At 40.5% G+C, this 16786-nt stretch carries 14 protein-coding genes; all 14 read right to left on the minus strand.

The genetic code is table 11. The features are described 5' to 3' along the window. Nucleotides 1-302: 302 nt before the first annotated feature. The gene (gene holA, locus HT697_RS05450) at nucleotides 303-1340 is read right to left on the minus strand and encodes a DNA polymerase III subunit delta (protein WP_173217646.1); all 1038 of its coding nucleotides are present in this window, start codon (nucleotides 1338-1340) and stop codon (nucleotides 303-305) included. A gap of 33 nt (nucleotides 1341-1373) precedes the next feature. Then, nucleotides 1374-2309, minus strand: a complete 936-nt coding sequence (locus HT697_RS05455; protein WP_173217648.1) for a dihydroorotate oxidase — start codon at nucleotides 2307-2309, stop codon at nucleotides 1374-1376. Between the two features lie 447 nt (nucleotides 2310-2756). Beyond that, nucleotides 2757-3947: a methionine adenosyltransferase gene (gene metK, locus HT697_RS05460; RefSeq protein WP_173217650.1), complete on the minus strand. Its 1191-nt coding sequence runs from the start codon at nucleotides 3945-3947 to the stop codon at nucleotides 2757-2759. Nucleotides 3948-4313: 366 nt separating this feature from the next. Continuing rightward, a complete protein-coding gene (locus HT697_RS05465) occupies nucleotides 4314-5657 on the minus strand; it encodes a DEAD/DEAH box helicase (RefSeq protein ID WP_173217652.1) in 1344 nt (447 codons plus the stop codon). A gap of 352 nt (nucleotides 5658-6009) precedes the next feature. Beyond that, nucleotides 6010-6825 carry an endonuclease/exonuclease/phosphatase family protein gene (locus HT697_RS05470; protein ID WP_173262487.1) on the minus strand — a complete coding sequence of 272 codons (816 nt, stop codon included), beginning with the start codon at nucleotides 6823-6825 and terminating at the stop codon, nucleotides 6010-6012. A 51-nt stretch (nucleotides 6826-6876) separates the two neighbouring features. Then, nucleotides 6877-9057, minus strand: a complete 2181-nt coding sequence (locus tag HT697_RS05475; protein WP_173262491.1) for a PTS transporter subunit IIBC — start codon at nucleotides 9055-9057, stop codon at nucleotides 6877-6879. A 406-nt stretch (nucleotides 9058-9463) separates the two neighbouring features. Then, the gene (gene ftsX, locus HT697_RS05480; protein WP_000625541.1) at nucleotides 9464-10390 is read right to left on the minus strand and encodes a permease-like cell division protein FtsX; all 927 of its coding nucleotides are present in this window, start codon (nucleotides 10388-10390) and stop codon (nucleotides 9464-9466) included. Then, the gene (gene ftsE / locus HT697_RS05485; RefSeq protein ID WP_000022265.1) at nucleotides 10383-11075 is read right to left on the minus strand and encodes a cell division ATP-binding protein FtsE; all 693 of its coding nucleotides are present in this window, start codon (nucleotides 11073-11075) and stop codon (nucleotides 10383-10385) included. The genes ftsX and ftsE overlap by 8 nt, the downstream gene beginning before the upstream one ends. Nucleotides 11076-11092: 17 nt before the next feature. Further along, nucleotides 11093-12188 (minus strand): peptide chain release factor 2 gene (prfB, locus tag HT697_RS05490; RefSeq protein WP_173262494.1). Its coding sequence is split into 2 segments (ribosomal slippage): nucleotides 11093-12115 and nucleotides 12117-12188, totalling 1095 coding nucleotides; the frame shifts between segments, so codons are not numbered across the junction. A gap of 107 nt (nucleotides 12189-12295) precedes the next feature. After that, a complete protein-coding gene (locus HT697_RS05495) occupies nucleotides 12296-12952 on the minus strand; it encodes a CBS domain-containing protein (protein ID WP_000268665.1) in 657 nt (218 codons plus the stop codon). Between the two features lie 412 nt (nucleotides 12953-13364). Further along, nucleotides 13365-14075, minus strand: coding sequence for an ABC transporter ATP-binding protein (locus HT697_RS05500; RefSeq protein WP_000062200.1), 711 nt, complete (start codon nucleotides 14073-14075; stop codon nucleotides 13365-13367). Beyond that, nucleotides 14075-14839: an ABC transporter ATP-binding protein gene (locus HT697_RS05505; RefSeq protein ID WP_001185995.1), complete on the minus strand. Its 765-nt coding sequence runs from the start codon at nucleotides 14837-14839 to the stop codon at nucleotides 14075-14077. Before HT697_RS05505 ends, HT697_RS05500 begins: the two co-directional genes overlap by 1 nt. Then, the gene (locus HT697_RS05510; protein ID WP_000662290.1) at nucleotides 14839-15795 is read right to left on the minus strand and encodes a branched-chain amino acid ABC transporter permease; all 957 of its coding nucleotides are present in this window, start codon (nucleotides 15793-15795) and stop codon (nucleotides 14839-14841) included. The genes HT697_RS05505 and HT697_RS05510 overlap by 1 nt, the downstream gene beginning before the upstream one ends. 3 nt (nucleotides 15796-15798) lie before the next feature. After that, on the minus strand, nucleotides 15799-16668 hold the full coding sequence (locus HT697_RS05515; protein ID WP_000941421.1) for a branched-chain amino acid ABC transporter permease: 870 nt from the start codon (nucleotides 16666-16668) through the stop codon (nucleotides 15799-15801). Nucleotides 16669-16786 lie beyond the last annotated feature (118 nt).

Here is a 16786-nt window from a genome sequence, read left to right on the forward strand (position 1 = left end):
GAAAATCTCTTCAAACCACGTCAGCGTCGCCTTGCCGTAGGTATGGTTACTGACTTCGTCAGTTCTATCCACAACCTCAAAACAGTGTTTTGAGCTGACTTCGTCAGTTCTATCCACAACCTCAAAACAGTGTTTTGAGCTGACTTCGTCAGTTCTATCTACAACCTCAAAGCAGTGCTTTGAGCAACCTGCGGCTAGTTTCCTAGTTTGCTCTTTGATTTTCATTGAGTATAAAACAAGCAAATCAGCAAGAAACCCACGACAAGATAATCTTGACACGGGTTATAGTTTCAAAAATAATTTCAATTTACCTGACTAGCAATCTGTAAGAGTGCCTTTTCAAAAAGGAAACCTTTTTCATAAAGTCCTGTCTTAATCTGATAGTCTGTCTCAATCAAATAGGAAATAGCTTGCTTCAAAAAGCTCAAGGAAAGTCCTCGTGAATCCCTCAACGCAAACTTGATTTGATAGGGATTGGGATTGCGTCCCAGATAACTACCTAAACTACTTGCAATCTGTGATTCTGTTTGCCCAGACTCCGACAAAATTTTCACCTGAGTAAAAGTCCGAAATTGTCCCAGCATGACAGCTATGAGCTTAATTTCGTCTTCCCCTTGCAAGGTCAAGTCTCTAACCAAGTCACGCGCCTGGTCCATCTTTTTAGTCAGAATAAACTGAGTTAAGTCAAAGATATTGTCCTGCAAGGTCTTGGGAATAGCGTTGACAATATCCTCTTCTTCGATAACAGAATCTGCCTTATAGGACTGTAAAAAGAGCAGATTTTTCTGGATTTCGCTAAATTGAAAACCCGACTTGACGAGAAGATTTTCAAAAGAATGATTGGTAAACTGTAGACCTTGTTTCTGGCTCCACTTTTGGAAATACTGGCGCAGTTCTTGTTCTTTGGCTTCTACTGCATCAAAAACCTTGGCATCACGCTTAAGTAATTTAACCAACCGTCTTTTGCTATCCAGCTTTCCTTCCGCAAAGATTACCAACTTGGTTGTTGGCGAAGGATTGTCAAGGTATTCCTCAAACGACTTAAGTTCATCATCTGTTAAAAAGCGTTTCTTGCCTGTTGTCATATCGACAAAATGGTCTAATATCACGATTTTTTCATCGGCAAAGAAAGGAAGGCTGACCAACTCCAGTTCAACATCCTTGTAAACCACTTCTTTCATATCAAAGTAGGCAAAGTTGAGGTCAGCAGAATCATAGCCAATCTGTTTCAATACTTGACTCTTCATCACTTCAAACTGACCCTGGTCTATGCCTGTAAACAGGCTCAGGCTCGGTAAATTTGATAAAGTCAACTTCTGGCTTTCTTCAATGGCTAGCATCTTCTCTCCTTTCTTCTGATTTTTAGATTTAATTTAATCAATATAGCGCAATTTCCCACGGAAATCTTCTAGGCTCTCGTACCCTTTTTCCACCATGATAGCTTTTAGTTCATTGGTAATGCGGTCAAAAGCACCAACTCCTTCTTTGTGAAGGGTGGTTCCCACCTGCACCATACTGGCTCCACAGAGGATATGTTCAAAGGCATCTCGACCAGTCAGAACGCCACCTGTTCCGATAATTTGGATTTGAGGATTTAAGCGTTGGTAGAAAGCATGAACATTGGCTAGAGCAGTCGGTTTGATGTACTCTCCCCCAATCCCACCGAAACCATTTTTAGGACGAATAACGACAGACTCATCTTCTATATAAAGGCCGTTTCCGATAGAGTTGACGCAGTTGACAAACTTGAGAGGATACTTGTTGAAAATAGCTGCCGCTTGGTCAAAGTGAACAATATCAAAATATGGTGGCAATTTAATTCCAAGAGGTTTGGTGAAGTAGGCAAACACCTCTGCCAAAATCCGGTCTGTTGTCTCAAAATCATAGGCAATCTGAGGTTTACCTGGAACATTTGGGCAGGAGAGATTTAGCTCAGTCAGACCACGAAACTCACTCTCTTGGACTTTTTTCAAGATAGTATGGGTTTCCTCTGGAGACATGCCAACTAGAGATAAAAAGAAAGTTCTGTTTGACTCTTTTTCCTGCAAGTCCAAAAGATAGTCCAAATAATAGTCTAAGCCCTTATTCGGCAAGCCCATAGAGTTGATAGAACCAAGTGGGACATCTTGATAGCGTGGCTCAGGATTTCCCTGACGAAATTCCAAGGTCGCTGTCTTAGTGACAAAGGTTCCTGCCGCTGAGTTTTTAACTCCTTCTAACTCCTCTATCGTCATACAAGCCACACCTGCTGCATTCATCAAGCAATTGTCAAACTCAAAACCAGCAATTTGTGATTTTGTTGATACCATGATTCTAATCCTCCAGATTCCTTTTATTGCTAATATTATACCACAGTTTTAATTCTAGGTTTACTAGATTCTATGGTTCTATCTATTTATTCGGAAAAGAAAGTCTAGTGCAGAAGTCATGCTATGGAAACAGCTAGTGTATTGGAAGTTTGAACAAGGCTTGGGTAACAGACTTTTGAATGAAGTCCAAGCAACAAGGAGAAATCTCAACCATGAGTCCATTCCATGACTCTGTTGCTATAGAAAACCTTGCAATAGTCAAGTGATAACGAATAAAACTTTGGATTGAAATATCCCCATGATTATCTATTACAAGGAGAAATCTCAACCTTTATCATTTTTAAAGAAATACATGTAAATCTCTACTTTCGCAAAATGGATTTTCAGAACAGTATCCCAGTATAGTTAAAAACTATAAAAAAGAGAGGAAGTTCCCCTCTTAAGATTTTATTTGACTGCTTCTTTTAAAGCATCTACCTTGTCCAAACGTTCCCATGGAAGATCAATATCTGTACGTCCCATGTGTCCATAAGCTGCTGTTTGACGGTAAATTGGACGCTTAAGTTCCAGCATTTGGATAATTCCTGCAGGGCGAAGGTCAAAGATTTGACGCGCTGCTTTTTCAAGCTTGCTTTCAGCTACTGTTCCTGTACCGAAGGTATCGATACGAACAGAAACAGGCTGGGCAACACCGATAGCATAGGCCAATTGCACTTCTGCCTTCTTAGCAAGACCTGCTGCAACGATATTCTTGGCAATATAACGAGCCGCATAAGAAGCTGAACGGTCCACCTTAGTCGCATCTTTACCAGAGAAGGCACCACCACCGTGACGAGAGTAGCCACCATAGGTATCCACGATAATCTTACGACCAGTCAAGCCTGAGTCTCCTTGAGGTCCACCGATTACAAAGCGACCAGTTGGGTTGATGAAGAATTTGGTTTGCTCATCCAAGTAAGAGGCTGGAATAACCTCTTTGATAACCTTGTTAATGACATCATTGTGAATTTGTTCGTTGCTGACTTCTGGATCGTGCTGAGTTGAAATAACAACTGTGTCCACACGTACTGGACGGTCATTTTCATCATACTCAACTGTAACTTGTGATTTAGCATCTGGGCGAAGATAGCTAATTTCCCCATACTTACGAAGTTCTGCCAGACGACGAACCAACTTATGACTGAGTGAAATTGGCAATGGCATGAGCTCTTCTGTTTCATCCACTGCAAATCCAAACATAAGCCCTTGGTCTCCAGCACCAATCAAATCAAGTGGATCTTGGTCTGCATTTCCACGAACCTCCAAGGCTTCGTTAACACCTTGAGCAATATCAGGTGATTGCTCAACAAGTGACGGATGGACTCCCACTGTCTCAGCAGAAAAACCATATTCTGTATTGGTGTAGCCAATCTCTGCAATGGTATCACGAACCACACGGTTAATATCCACATAGGCATTTGTAGAAATTTCACCAAAAACGTGGACGGAACCAGTATATACAGCTGTCTCAGCAGCAACGTGCGCTTCTGGATCCTCTGCTAAAATAGCATCCAAAATCGCATCTGAAATTTGGTCTGCAATCTTATCTGGATGCCCCTCAGATACAGACTCAGACGTGAATAATTTACGTTCTGACATAAAAATGTCCCCCCTTAAAAATAGTGTTATAGAGTTACAAAGTACTGATAGAAATCCCTATCATCCACGAGTTGCGACTCGAAAGAAATAAAAACGACACTTTTTTATTTCTGAAGCTAGTAAGGCGCATAGGGTGACCACCCTATAGCGACAACCGTAGAATGACGAACGACTTTGGAGCCGTCATTCTTTGCGAGTTGCGACTCGAAAGAAAAAATAGAAATTTCTACCATCTTATCGGGACTATATAACTTTACCATTATACCATTTTTAAACGCAATTTGCAGTCTATAATGTAGTGTTTCTGTATAGATAGTTCGTTCTCATAAAGCAAAAAGTTGGAGCTCAGTACTCCAACAATTGCTATTAAAATGTTTGACGTTTTGCTTTACGCTCTGCACGACCGCGAGCGCGATTTTCAGCGCGCTTGTTTTTCCGACGTTTTTCATCAACCGCCCATTGAATCTTCTTCTTATAACCTGGTTTGACTTTTTTCTTTTTCTTTTTAACCAAACCAATCATTTCAATATCAAGTTTATCTTGTTTTTTCTCACGGTTGGCACGACGGTCACGGTCATAAGTATCTTGAAATTCTCCGTCTTTGACCATCTTAGGAGTAAACTTGATTCCCAATTTCTCCAACTCACGGATATCCGAGTCATCACTTGGCTGGTAAAGGGTAATAGCTGTACCTGGTAGGCCATTGCGTCCGGTACGACCAACACGGTGGACAAAGAAGGACAAATCTTGCGGAATGGCATCATTGATAACATGGCTGACACCTTCAATATCAATTCCACGCGCCGCCAAATCTGTTGCGACAATGTACTCAAAATCCAAATTTTTAACCTGGTTCATGATACGTTTACGCTCACGAGGGGCAATATCCCCATGGATTTTCGCAACCTTCAAGCCTTGAGCAGTCAAATATGAATGCAATTCATCAGCACGTGTCTTAGTGTTAACAAAAATCATTGCCAAATACGGTTGCATCAACTGAGTTAACTGGTAAATTTGAGCATTCTTGTCACGTCCCTTAGTAGAAATCAACCAATTATCAATGGTATCAGAAATGACCGTTTTGGTCTTGATTTTCTCCATGACAGGATTTGACAAGTATTTTTTCAAGAATGGTTGCAGTTTTTGTGGAATAGTCGCTGAGAAGACCATGAATTGCAGGTCTTTTGGAAGGCTGCCAGCAATCTTATCAACAGTTTCTAAGAATCCCATATCCAAGGTCATGTCTGCCTCATCGACCACAAAGGTCTTGGCCTTGTGAATAGCCAAATCACCGGATTTAACCAAGTCGTAAATACGGCCTGGTGTTCCGATAACAATATGAGGCTGGTTACTTGCCAATTTGTCAATCTGGCGGGCCTTATCTGTACCACCCACATAATTAACCACATGAACTTCGACATCTGAGTGAGATGAAATCTGACGCGCTGCTTGGTAAATTTGAGTAGCCAACTCACGACTCGGTGCCGTAATCACTGCTTGTACACTATCGCTAGCTTCATCTAATTGCTGAAAAATCGGTAACAAGAAAGTGTGAGTCTTACCCGAACCTGTTTTTGATTCTCCAACCAAATCTCTACCTGCCAAGACAATGGGAATTAACTTATCTTGTACCTCTGTTGGAGTTGTAAATTTTAACTCCTCCAAGGCTTCTCTAATATAGTGTTTAAATTGAAATTTCGTAAATGACATACTATCCTCGATTCTATCTATCCTATCAATTATACCACATTTTATTCCATTTCAGTAGCCTCACTTATTTATACTCAATGAACATCAAAGAGCAAACTAGGAAGCTAGCCGCAGGCTGTACTTGAGTACGGCAAGGTGAAGCTGACGTGGTTTGAATTTGATTTTCGAAGAGTATTAGGCTATTTCCAGTAGCATCTCTAGTCAGAAAAAGGCTGGAATTTCATGATTCCAACCTCTTTTCATACTCAATGAAAATCAAAGAGCAAACTAGGAAACTAGCCGCAGGCTGTACTTGAGTACGGCAAGGCGACGTTGACGTGGTTTGAATTTGATTTTCGAAGAGTATCAGTTATTATTTCCAGTTTAAAATAGCATTCAAGCCATAGTGATCACTCACTTGTGGACTATTATTACCATCAAATACGACATGTAAATTTTCCACCGCTAACTCTTTGGTAGTAAAGACATAATCGATTCGAAGGGGTTCAGTGTTCCCTTTCCATCCATCTATTTCTGGTGGAACGGTATAGCTACCGCTTTTCTCTTGAGCAACTTCAAATGCGTCTTGTAAGCCTAATGGACTAGCTAAAATAGCTTGGTAACCTTCCTGACCAACTGGGTTGTTGAAATCTCCAGCTAGCAAAAGCGGCTTGTTCAATTCTTTCAAGACAGTCTCAAATCGTGCCCATTCTTCTTGGAAACCTTTATCCCACCAAGAAAGGTGGACACTTGCAACTGCAAGCTCCTTACCATCAACTACAGTTTCAGCCAAGGCAACACGGCGAGTATGATAGTCTGTTGGATCATCCACATCTGAAACCAAAATTTCTCTGGCTTCAATAGGTGTTTTAGACAAGATAGCCACACCTTCATGGTAGCGATCATAACCGATATGGTTATAGGCCCAAGTCCAGTAGTAATTTTTCCCTTGCTCAGACAACTTTTCAACCAAGAGTCTAACATAGTGATCTTGGTGAATAGGCTCAGCTGCTGGCAAAGCTTGATAAAGGTCATTAACCTCCACCTCTGGAGATGTGATCTCCTGATTGATTTCTTGGAAACAAATCAAATCATAGTCTTTATCAAGAATATCTTCAAGCAAGAGCTGGAATTTTTCCTCTGCTTCTTTCTCCATCCAACTGTGAGTATTGAGTGTTAAAAATTTCATGCTTTTCTCCCAAAATAAGAGGTTGGAATACAGCTTCCAACCTCAAGTATATTACAATTCTACTTTAGCAACTGCTGTTTTAGCTGCAAGAGAACCTGTTTTTTCTAATTTAACTGATTTAATTGCATCACCATTTGTGAAGACAACTACTGTTGAAGTTTCACGTCCTGCTGCACGGATAGCATCCAAGTCAGCTGTGACAAGGAGATCTCCTGCTGCAACTTTTTGTCCTTCAGCAACATGAACTGTAAATGGTTTACCTTCAAGACTTACTGTGTCCAAACCAATGTGAACCAATACTTCAAGACCTGATTCAGTCACAATACCAAGAGCATGTTTTGTTGGGAAGATGCTTGATACAGTACCTGAAACTGGAGATACAATGTTTCCATTTGCAGGTTCTACTGCAAATCCATCACCCATCATTTTTTGAGCAAATACTGGATCTTTTACTTGTTCCAAAGCAACAACTTGGCCGTCTGCTACTGAGTAAACTTCCTCAGTAAGACCTTTGAAGTGAACAGTGTTTTGTTGTGCTTCAGTCATTTGGCTTGGAAGAGTTTCAGGAATGATTTCACCTGAATCAAGGATATCTTGGATATCAGATTTCAATACGTCAGCTTTTGGTCCGTAGATAGCTTGAACCCCTTGTCCTTTCATGACAAGACCCATAGCTCCTTCTGCTTTCCATTGCTCTGCATTTCCTACTTTATCTGCATCTTTAACAGTTACACGAAGACGAGTCATACATGCGTCAACATCAACGATGTTTGCACGTCCACCAAGAAGGTTGATAATGTTTACAGCTTGAGAGCCTGCTGCAACTTTCACTTCGCTGCTAGATTCTTCTGAACCTTCAGCAGTTTCGTAGTTTCCGTTACGCCCTGGAGTTGCGTAGTTGAATTTTTGAATCATGAAGTTTGCGATAAAGTACATGATTACAGCAAAGAGAACAGTTACCCAGATAAAGTTAACGATATCCATACCAATACCAGCATTAATTGCTAGTGGTGTACGAGTCAAGAACTCGATTGAACCGAATGAGTGGACACGTAGGTTTACTACGTCAGCCATAGCGAAGGCAGCACCTTGAACAAGTGAGTAAACAAGATACATAGGTGTTGCTACAAACATGAACATGTATTCGATTGGTTCAGTAACCCCTGTCAAGAATGTTGCAAGAGCTGTCGCAATCATCATACCTTTGTATTTATGTTTCTTGTCAGCATCAACATTACGGTAGATAGCCACAACTACACCCATCAAGATACCGAATGAACCGATCATTTGTCCAACTTTGAAACGAGCTGGATGTACTGTATCTAACAAGTGTTGGTATTGACTAGCATCAGTACCTTTAAGGTTTACAAGGTCTGTTACCCATGCAAGCCAAAGTGGATCTTGACCAAATACTTGACTACCTTTAGCTGCACCAGTTAAGACATCATAAGTACCACCAAGAGCTGTGTAGTTCATTGGGATAGTCAACATGTGGTGAAGACCAAATGGCAAGAGCAAACGTTCCAATGTACCATACAAGAATGGTGCAAGGATTGGAGCAGTTTCTTGTGAGTTGGCAATCCAGATACCAAAGCTATTGATACCTGTTTGAACAAGTGGCCAGAAAGCAGCAAGTACAATTGCAGCAATTATTGAACGAAGAATAACTACAAACGGTACAAAACGTTTTCCGTTAAAGAATGAAAGTGCATCAGGAAGCTTACGGAAGTTATAGTATTTATTGTAAGCAGTTGCTCCAATAAAACCAGAAATAATCCCTACGAAGACACCCATGTTCAAGGCTGGAGCTTCAAGAACACTGATAAAGTAATCAGCAACTTTGATTGAACCACCAAAGAGAGTTGTTACCATAGCTTCTGGATTCTTCAACATGTCTCCTGATACGCCAAAGATTGTACCAGTGATACGGTTGATTAGGATAAAGGCAAGACCTGCCGCAAACGCACCACCAGCACGTTCCTTAGCCCAGCTTCCTCCAATAGCGAGGGCGAACAAGATATGAAGGTTAACGATAACCCCCCAACCGATTTGCTCTAGGACACCACCAGTAATAACGAGTGGTGCAAATGTTGGGTTAATCATCACGATAGACTTACCGATTGAAATCATCAAACCAGCAGCCGGCATAACCGCGATAACCACCATCAAAGCCTTACCGAATTTTTGCCAAAATTCGAAAGACAAGACATTTTTGAATGTATCTTTCATCATTCAAATCTCCTTTATTTTTATTTAGGCAAACGTTTTACGAAAACGTTTGCACCTTTTATGATTTAATTATACCACTTTAATTTTTTTTGTAAAGGCTTTTACAAAAAAAATTACACTTTTTCAAAAAATTTTCTAGTGCCAAATTTCAAGTTCAAATTAGCCATCAAGAAGTCTTCTCTGGGGGACTTCTTTATACTCTTCGAAAATCTCTTCAAACCACGTCAGCATCGTCTTACCGTATATATGTGACTGACTTTCTACAACCTCAAAACAGTATTTTGAGCATCCTGTGGCGATCTACCTAGTTTTCTCTTTGATTTTCATTGAATATTAGAAGTCCCTTTTCAAAAACTCTTGTAGCAAAAAAGGAGATTTTACAACCTCCTCATCAAAATAATTATTTTACCTAAATCTTCAAGAATCGGCGCATTGAAATTCCTGATCCCAGTGAACCAATGAAAATTCCAATTACAAATAGTAGGGCAATCATCAAAGGACTAAATAAATCTGGACTAATCATAGATAGATTTTGTCCTACCAACGATTTGTTGACAGATTGGTAAACCATTTGATAAACAATAAAGACCAAAACAGATGGTGCGATAGCTCCCAATAAACCGATAAAGGCTCCCTCTAACAAGAACGGTCCACGAATATAACTGTTCTTAGCACCAACCAAACGCATGATTTGAATTTCGCGACTGCGGGAAATAATGGTAATACGAATGGTATTTGAAATCAAGAAAACTGCGACAAAAATTAACAAAGCAGCAATCCCTAGTCCCCAAACACGGATAAATGAAGCTAACTTGAAAAGTCTTTCTGTATTGGCACCGCCATCTTGAACCTCAGAGACACCTTCAATTTTTTTAGCATCTTCGGCTATAGTTTTTACATCATTTGGAGTATTTGCCTCTACAATATAGGCATCATAGAGAGGATTGGCATCTCCTTCAAAGATTTTCCAGTTATCTCCCATTGTCTCGGTTAATTTTTCATATTGTTCTTCTTTACTTGAAAAGGTAACACTCTTAACCGTAGACATGTTCTTCAAAGAATCATATACCTTGTGGTAGTCATTATTTGTAACAGTTTGACCTTCTTTTTCAATTGTCTGACTGTTATCTTCCACATCCTTTCGGATATAAACTACTACACGGACATTATTTTCAATATCTGTAGCTAGTTTCGCTGTATTGAAAATAACAGAAGCAAATATTGCCACCAAGGTCAAAGTAATCATGACTGAACTGACAGCAGCTACTGTCATCCAACCATTTCGTTTCAAACTTTTTAAGGCTTCAAATAAATGGCGAAAAAATCTACTAATCATCGTATCCATACTCTCCTTTTGATTCGTCACGAACGACACGGCCATTTTCAATGGCAATGACACGGTGGCGCAAGGTATTTACAATCTGGCTATTATGAGTCGCCATCAAAATAGTTGTCCCTTGTAGGTTAATCCGTTCCAAAAGATTCATAATTTCCCATGAATTATCCGGATCTAGGTTTCCTGTTGGTTCATCGGCTATCAATACTTTTGGATTGTTTACAATAGCGCGCGCAATCGCAATCCGCTGTTGCTCCCCACCTGAGAGCTCATTTGGGAAAGAACGAACCTTGTGCTTCAAGCCAACCAAGTCCAAAACTTCCATTACTCGTTTTTTGATATTACGGCGATTTTCCCCGATTACTTCCATAGCGTAAGCAATATTTTCATAGACCGTTTTCTTTGGCAAGAGTTTATAATCCTGGAAGACAACCCCAACACTACGACGTAGAAGCGGGACGTCTTTCTTTTTGATCTTAACCAGATTAAAACCAGCAACTGATAGGCTTCCTTTATCGATTTTTACTTCACGATACAGAGAACGAATAAAGGTTGACTTCCCTGCTCCTGAAGGTCCTACGATGTAAGCAAATTCCCCTGGTTGAACGCTGACCGAAACACCGCGTAGGGCAGTCGTTCCGTTGTCGTATTTTTTGACGACATCTCTCATTTCAATGATTGACATGTGAGTTCCTTTCTTTCTTAGCTGATTCGCCACTTGAGGTAGGCATCGATAAAACCATCTAGGTCTCCGTCCATAACCTTATCTACCTGAGCAACTTCAAAGCTAGTTCGATGATCTTTTACCATAGTATAAGGCGTGAAGACATAAGAACGGATTTGGCTTCCCCATGTGATTTCTTTTTTCTCACCCTTGAGGGAATCTACCTCCGCAGCCTTCTTCTCTTGCTCCATTTGATAGAGCTTAGCCTGCAACATCTTCATAGCCCGATCTCTATTTCCATACTGGGTACGATCGACCGTTGATTGGACAACAATTCCAGTTGGAATGTGGGTTAAACGTACACCTGTTGAAACCTTGTTGACGTTTTGTCCACCGGCACCACCTGAACGGAAGGTATCCATCTTGATGTCATCTTCCCGGATTTCCACTTCAATGGTATCATCCAACTCTGGCATCACTTCTACAGATGTGAAAGAGGTATGGCGACGTTTGGCAGAGTCGAATGGTGAAATTCGCACCAAACGGTGCACACCCATTTCTGACTTGAGAAGACCATAGGCATTAGGACCTTCAAATGATAAGGTTACCGACTTAATACCCGCCTCATCACCTGCTTGATAATCCAATACTTCTACTTTAAAGCCTTTAGCATTGCCATAGCGAGTGTACATACGAAGCAACATATCACCCCAGTCCTGAGCCTCAGTACCACCGGATCCTGGATGGATTTCCAAGATGGCATTGTTGTGGTCATAAGGTTCTGACAAGAGTAGAGTCATCTCATATCTGGTCATCATCTTATCAAGTTCGGCTAACTGCTCTACCAGTTCTTCTTGAACCGACTCGTCTTCTGCTAAAAAGTCCAATAAAATTTCAGCTTCATCCTGCAACTCTTCCATCTTATGGAAGGTATTATAGGTGTTTTTTAATTCATTTAATTCTTGCGACGTTTTTTGGGCCGCGATATTATCGTTCCAAAAATCAGGTTCTGTCATCTTGTTTTCCAAGATGGCAATCTCTTCTTCTAGACCTTCGAGGTCAAAGAGACCCCCTGAAAGAAGCTAATTTTTCACGATTTGCGTCAATTTTCTGACGAATTACTGAAATGTCCATAAATACTCCTTTTTTACATCATTTCATTATAGCATATTTTATCATTTCTTTCCATCTTTTGCTATAATCCCTTTTTTATGAAAAAAGAAGCCTTTGGGCTTCCCTTCTTACAAGACTTTTGCTGAAGTACGAGTGATTTCTTCCACTTGAATACCATTTGCTTCAAATTTTTCTTTCAAGGCTGGTAAATCAATTGATCCATCGATTTGCACTTCGATAATGACCTTACCATCCTTACGCGGAATATTGACTGTATGGGAGATATTCAAATTTTCTTCAACGATTAGAGAAACAATCTTTCCGAGGACACCAACTTCATCTTCCGTAACAAAGCGCACACGAATTCCTTCTTCTCCATAACCAGCAATTTCAAGAAAGGCTTGGAAAACGTCACGGTCCGTAATAACTCCGTATACTTGATGATTATCTACGACAGGAAGAATACCAATCTTGTTTTTCAACATCAGATAAGTTGCATCCTCAAGACTGGCATAGCCTGAGACAGTGACAACATCGCGAATCATGACATCTTTTACTTTTGTCTTATTCAGAAGATAATTCATCTCATAGATAGAAAGACTTGTTGCTTTTGATGGACTTGCTTGTGCAATGGTTCCCTCAGTCACCAAACCAACTAATTGATCATTTTCGATAACAGGCAAGCGGTGCAACCCTTGCTCTCTCATCAAATCTGCTGCATGAGATACTGTTGTATCTGGACTAATATACACTACCTTGCGGGTCATAAAATCTTTAACTGCCATGAGACTTCTCCTTTTCTATTCTTATCCCTATTATACAATCTTTTTGTAAATCTATCAAACGCTTACATTTCTTTTTCAAAATTCAGAAAAGTATGAATAAGCTAGCAAAAAGAGCTCTAAAATCGAGCTCCGTGAATGAAGGATAGGTACATTTCATTCGATTTTTTCAATTATTAGAAATTAACCTTTTGATGTAGATGATGATTACTTCGCAATATTCATCTTCTGACTAAAACAATCCACTGGATTTGATGATTGCTTCGCAATCTTCATCCGCCGACTAAAAAGGTCCCCTGGACTATAATGATGATTACTTCGTAATCTCCATCTGCAACCTAAACTAGTCTCCCAGACTATGCGATGATTGCTTCGCAATCTCTATCCACCGATTAAAAAGGTCCCCCGGACCTTTTTAACCACCCAGATATGCTTTTCTGACTTCTTCTGATGAGGCGAGTTCTTTTCCTGTTCCGGATAGGACGATTTTCCCTGTTTCCAATACATATCCTCGGTCAGAGATTGCGAGTGCTTTATTGGCATTTTGTTCAATCAAGAGGACAGTTGTCCCTTGCTTCTGAATATCTTGAATGATATCAAAAATCTCTTGAATAAATATTGGAGCAAGTCCCATTGATGGTTCATCTAAGAGAAGAAGTTTTGGTGTTGACATAAGAGCGCGTCCCATGGCAAGCATTTGTTGTTCCCCTCCTGAAAGAGTGGCTGCGTCCTGGTTCTTCCGCTCTTCAAGACGTGGGAAGCGTGAGAAAACTTTCTTCAAGTTAGCTTGATTTTCTTCACGATTTTTCTTTAAGAAAGCTCCCATTTCAAGATTTTCCATAACAGTCAAGCCAGGAAAGACGTGGCGTCCTTCTGGAACTTGTGAAAGCCCACCTGCTACGATTTTCTGCGCTGGCATCTTTTGGATTTCTTGACCTAAAAATTCAATCTTTCCTGAGCTTGGTCTAACTAAACCAGACAAGGTACGGAGAATAGTTGTCTTACCAGCACCATTGGCACCGATAAGGGAAACAACTTCTCCTTCATTAACTTCAAAGCTTACATCACGGACTGCTTGGATCATACCGTAATGCACAGAAAGATTATCAACTTTTAACATAGACATTAGGCTTCACCTCCTAGATAAGCTTCGATAACGCGTTTATTAGTCTTAATTTCATCTGGAGTTCCTTGAGCAATTAAACGACCATATTCAAGTACGTAGATACGTTCTGTTACTTCCATGACCAGATTCATATCGTGTTCAATCAGCATGATCGTAATCTTAAATTCATCTTTGATACGACGAATTAACTCAGTCAATTCAGCTGTTTCCTGTGGGTTCATACCCGCTGCTGGTTCATCTAAGAAGAGAATTTTAGGTTCCGTAGCGAGGGCACGAACAATTTCCAAACGACGTTGTTGTCCGTAGGCAAGATTTTTAGCAAGAGTTTCTGCATCACCATCCAAATCAAAGATTTTCAGCAATTCCAAAGCTTTAGCCTTTAATTCTTTTTCACTCTTGTAAAAAGCTGGTAAGCGTAAGAAACTAGCAAAAACATGTTGTTTATGATGGTTGCCAAAAGCAATTAAAACATTGTCCAAAACGGTTAAATCTTTAAAGAGACGAATATTTTGGAAAGTACGTCCAAGTCCCAAAGAGGCAATCTTATAAGGTGCCTTTCCATTCAAAAGGTGACCATCTAGGGTTACTGTTCCCTCGCTTGGTTCATAAACACCGGTCAAGAGGTTGAAAAGAGTGGTTTTCCCAGCTCCGTTTGGACCGATTAGTCCAACCAGTTCCCCTTCGTTCAATTCAAGAGTCACATCTCCAACAGCTGTTAGACCGCCAAAATGTTTGGTTAACTGTTTTACTTCAAGTAATGCCATTAGTTTTGTTCCTCCTTCTTAGATTTTTTAAAGAAACGTGATAGGCTCAATTCCCATGTTCCAAGGAGTCCACCTGGTCTGAAAATCATTACCAATACCAAGGCCAAAGCGTAGATAATCATACGCACGCTAGCAACATCTTGGAGAAGCATATTCAAAATCCCCAGAACAATAGCTGAAACAATGGCACCTGTAATGGAACCAAGTCCACCAAATACAACAATAATCAAAACGTTGATTGAGTTGATGAAAGTGTAATCTTTCGGTACAACAGACCCGATAAATCCTGCCTGAAGTGACCCTGCAATACTTGCAGTAATGGCACCAAAGACAAAAGCGATGATTTTAATTTTAGTCGTATTAACCCCAACTGACTCAGCAGCGATTTCATCCTCACGAACAGAGAGGGTTGAACGACCAATTGGACTACGCAAGAAATTCAAGGTTGCAATGGTTGTAATCACGACAAAGAAGTATACCATTTGCCAAGTTGTAAAGTTTGGAATTCCCAAGATACCTGCCGCACCATTTGTAAGGCTTCCACCATTGATGATAAAGATACGGATAATTTCAGAAACACCAAGAGTTGCTACCGCAAGATAGTCCCCCTTCAAGCGCAAGGTTGGAATTCCGACAAGCAAGGCAACTGCTCCTGAAAGCAAAGCTCCTACCAGCATGGCTCCAAAGAAGGCACCGTAGGTTGGTGATTTAGAACCAATAATAGCTGCTGCATAGGCACCAATCGCCATGAAACCAGCATGACCAAGTGAAAATTGTCCTGAAAAACCAACGATTAAGTTGAGACCAACAGCCAGAATAATATTAATTCCGATTTGTTGTAAAATCTGTACATAGAATAGATTGAGTACTCCGACCGAAACCAGTACACTAATCAAGCCATAGCCAGCTAACAAAAGGAGTAACCATAGAATATTAACTTTTAAATTTTCCTTCATCGTTTACACCTTCTCTTTCACATTTTTACCAAGGATACCAGCTGGGCGGACAATCAAGATCAACAACAAGATCCCATAAACAATGGCATCACGGAAGTCTGACATCCCAAAGGCTGTCGCAAAGGTTTCCAATAGACCAATCACAAAACCACCAAGAGCCGCACCAGGAATAATTCCGATACCACCAAGTACTGCGGCAACGAAAGATTTAAGACCTGGAGTAACCCCCATCAAAGGCTCAAGAGAGTTATAATAAAGGGCAATCAGAACACCAGCCGCCCCCGCAAGAGCAGAACCCAAAGCAAAGGTAAAGCTGATAGTACGGTTTACATTGATTCCCATCAATTGCGCCGCATCGCTATCTACAGATACTGCACGCATGGCTTTCCCCATCTTTGTCTTTTGAACAATGACTTGTAACAAAATCATCAAAATCAAGGAAATGGCCAAAATCATTAACTGCACGTTTGTTAGGCTAATTGGACCCAAATCATAGCGAACTGTTTGAATCGCTTGAGGGAAGGCACGAGTATTGGCACCAACCAGATAGACCATCCCATACTCCAATAGGAAAGAAACCCCAATAGCTGTAATCAAAACAGCAATACGAGTAGAGTGACGCAAAGGTCGGTAAGCAAGGAACTCAATCACGACACCAAGAATGGCTGTCGCTAGCATCGCTACAATAAGCGCTACAAAGAAATTCATTTGGAAAGAATTGATCAAGAAATAACCGATAAAGGCTCCCATCATATAAATATCACCGTGGGCGAAGTTGATGAGCTTGATAATTCCGTAAACCATGGTATATCCTAGAGCTAACAGCGCGTATACACTACCTAGAATCAAACCATTTACTAGTTGTTGGAGCATAAGATTCACTCTTTCTATTTATAATTCCGAGGGTTTTCCCTCACTTTTTTATAGGTTCTTATACTCAATGAAAATCAAAGAGCAAACTAGGAAACTCGTCGCAGGTTGCTCAAAGCAC

Origin of the sequence: Streptococcus sp. 1621 (assembly GCF_013276615.1) — a bacterium.
Taxonomy (GTDB): domain Bacteria; phylum Bacillota; class Bacilli; order Lactobacillales; family Streptococcaceae; genus Streptococcus.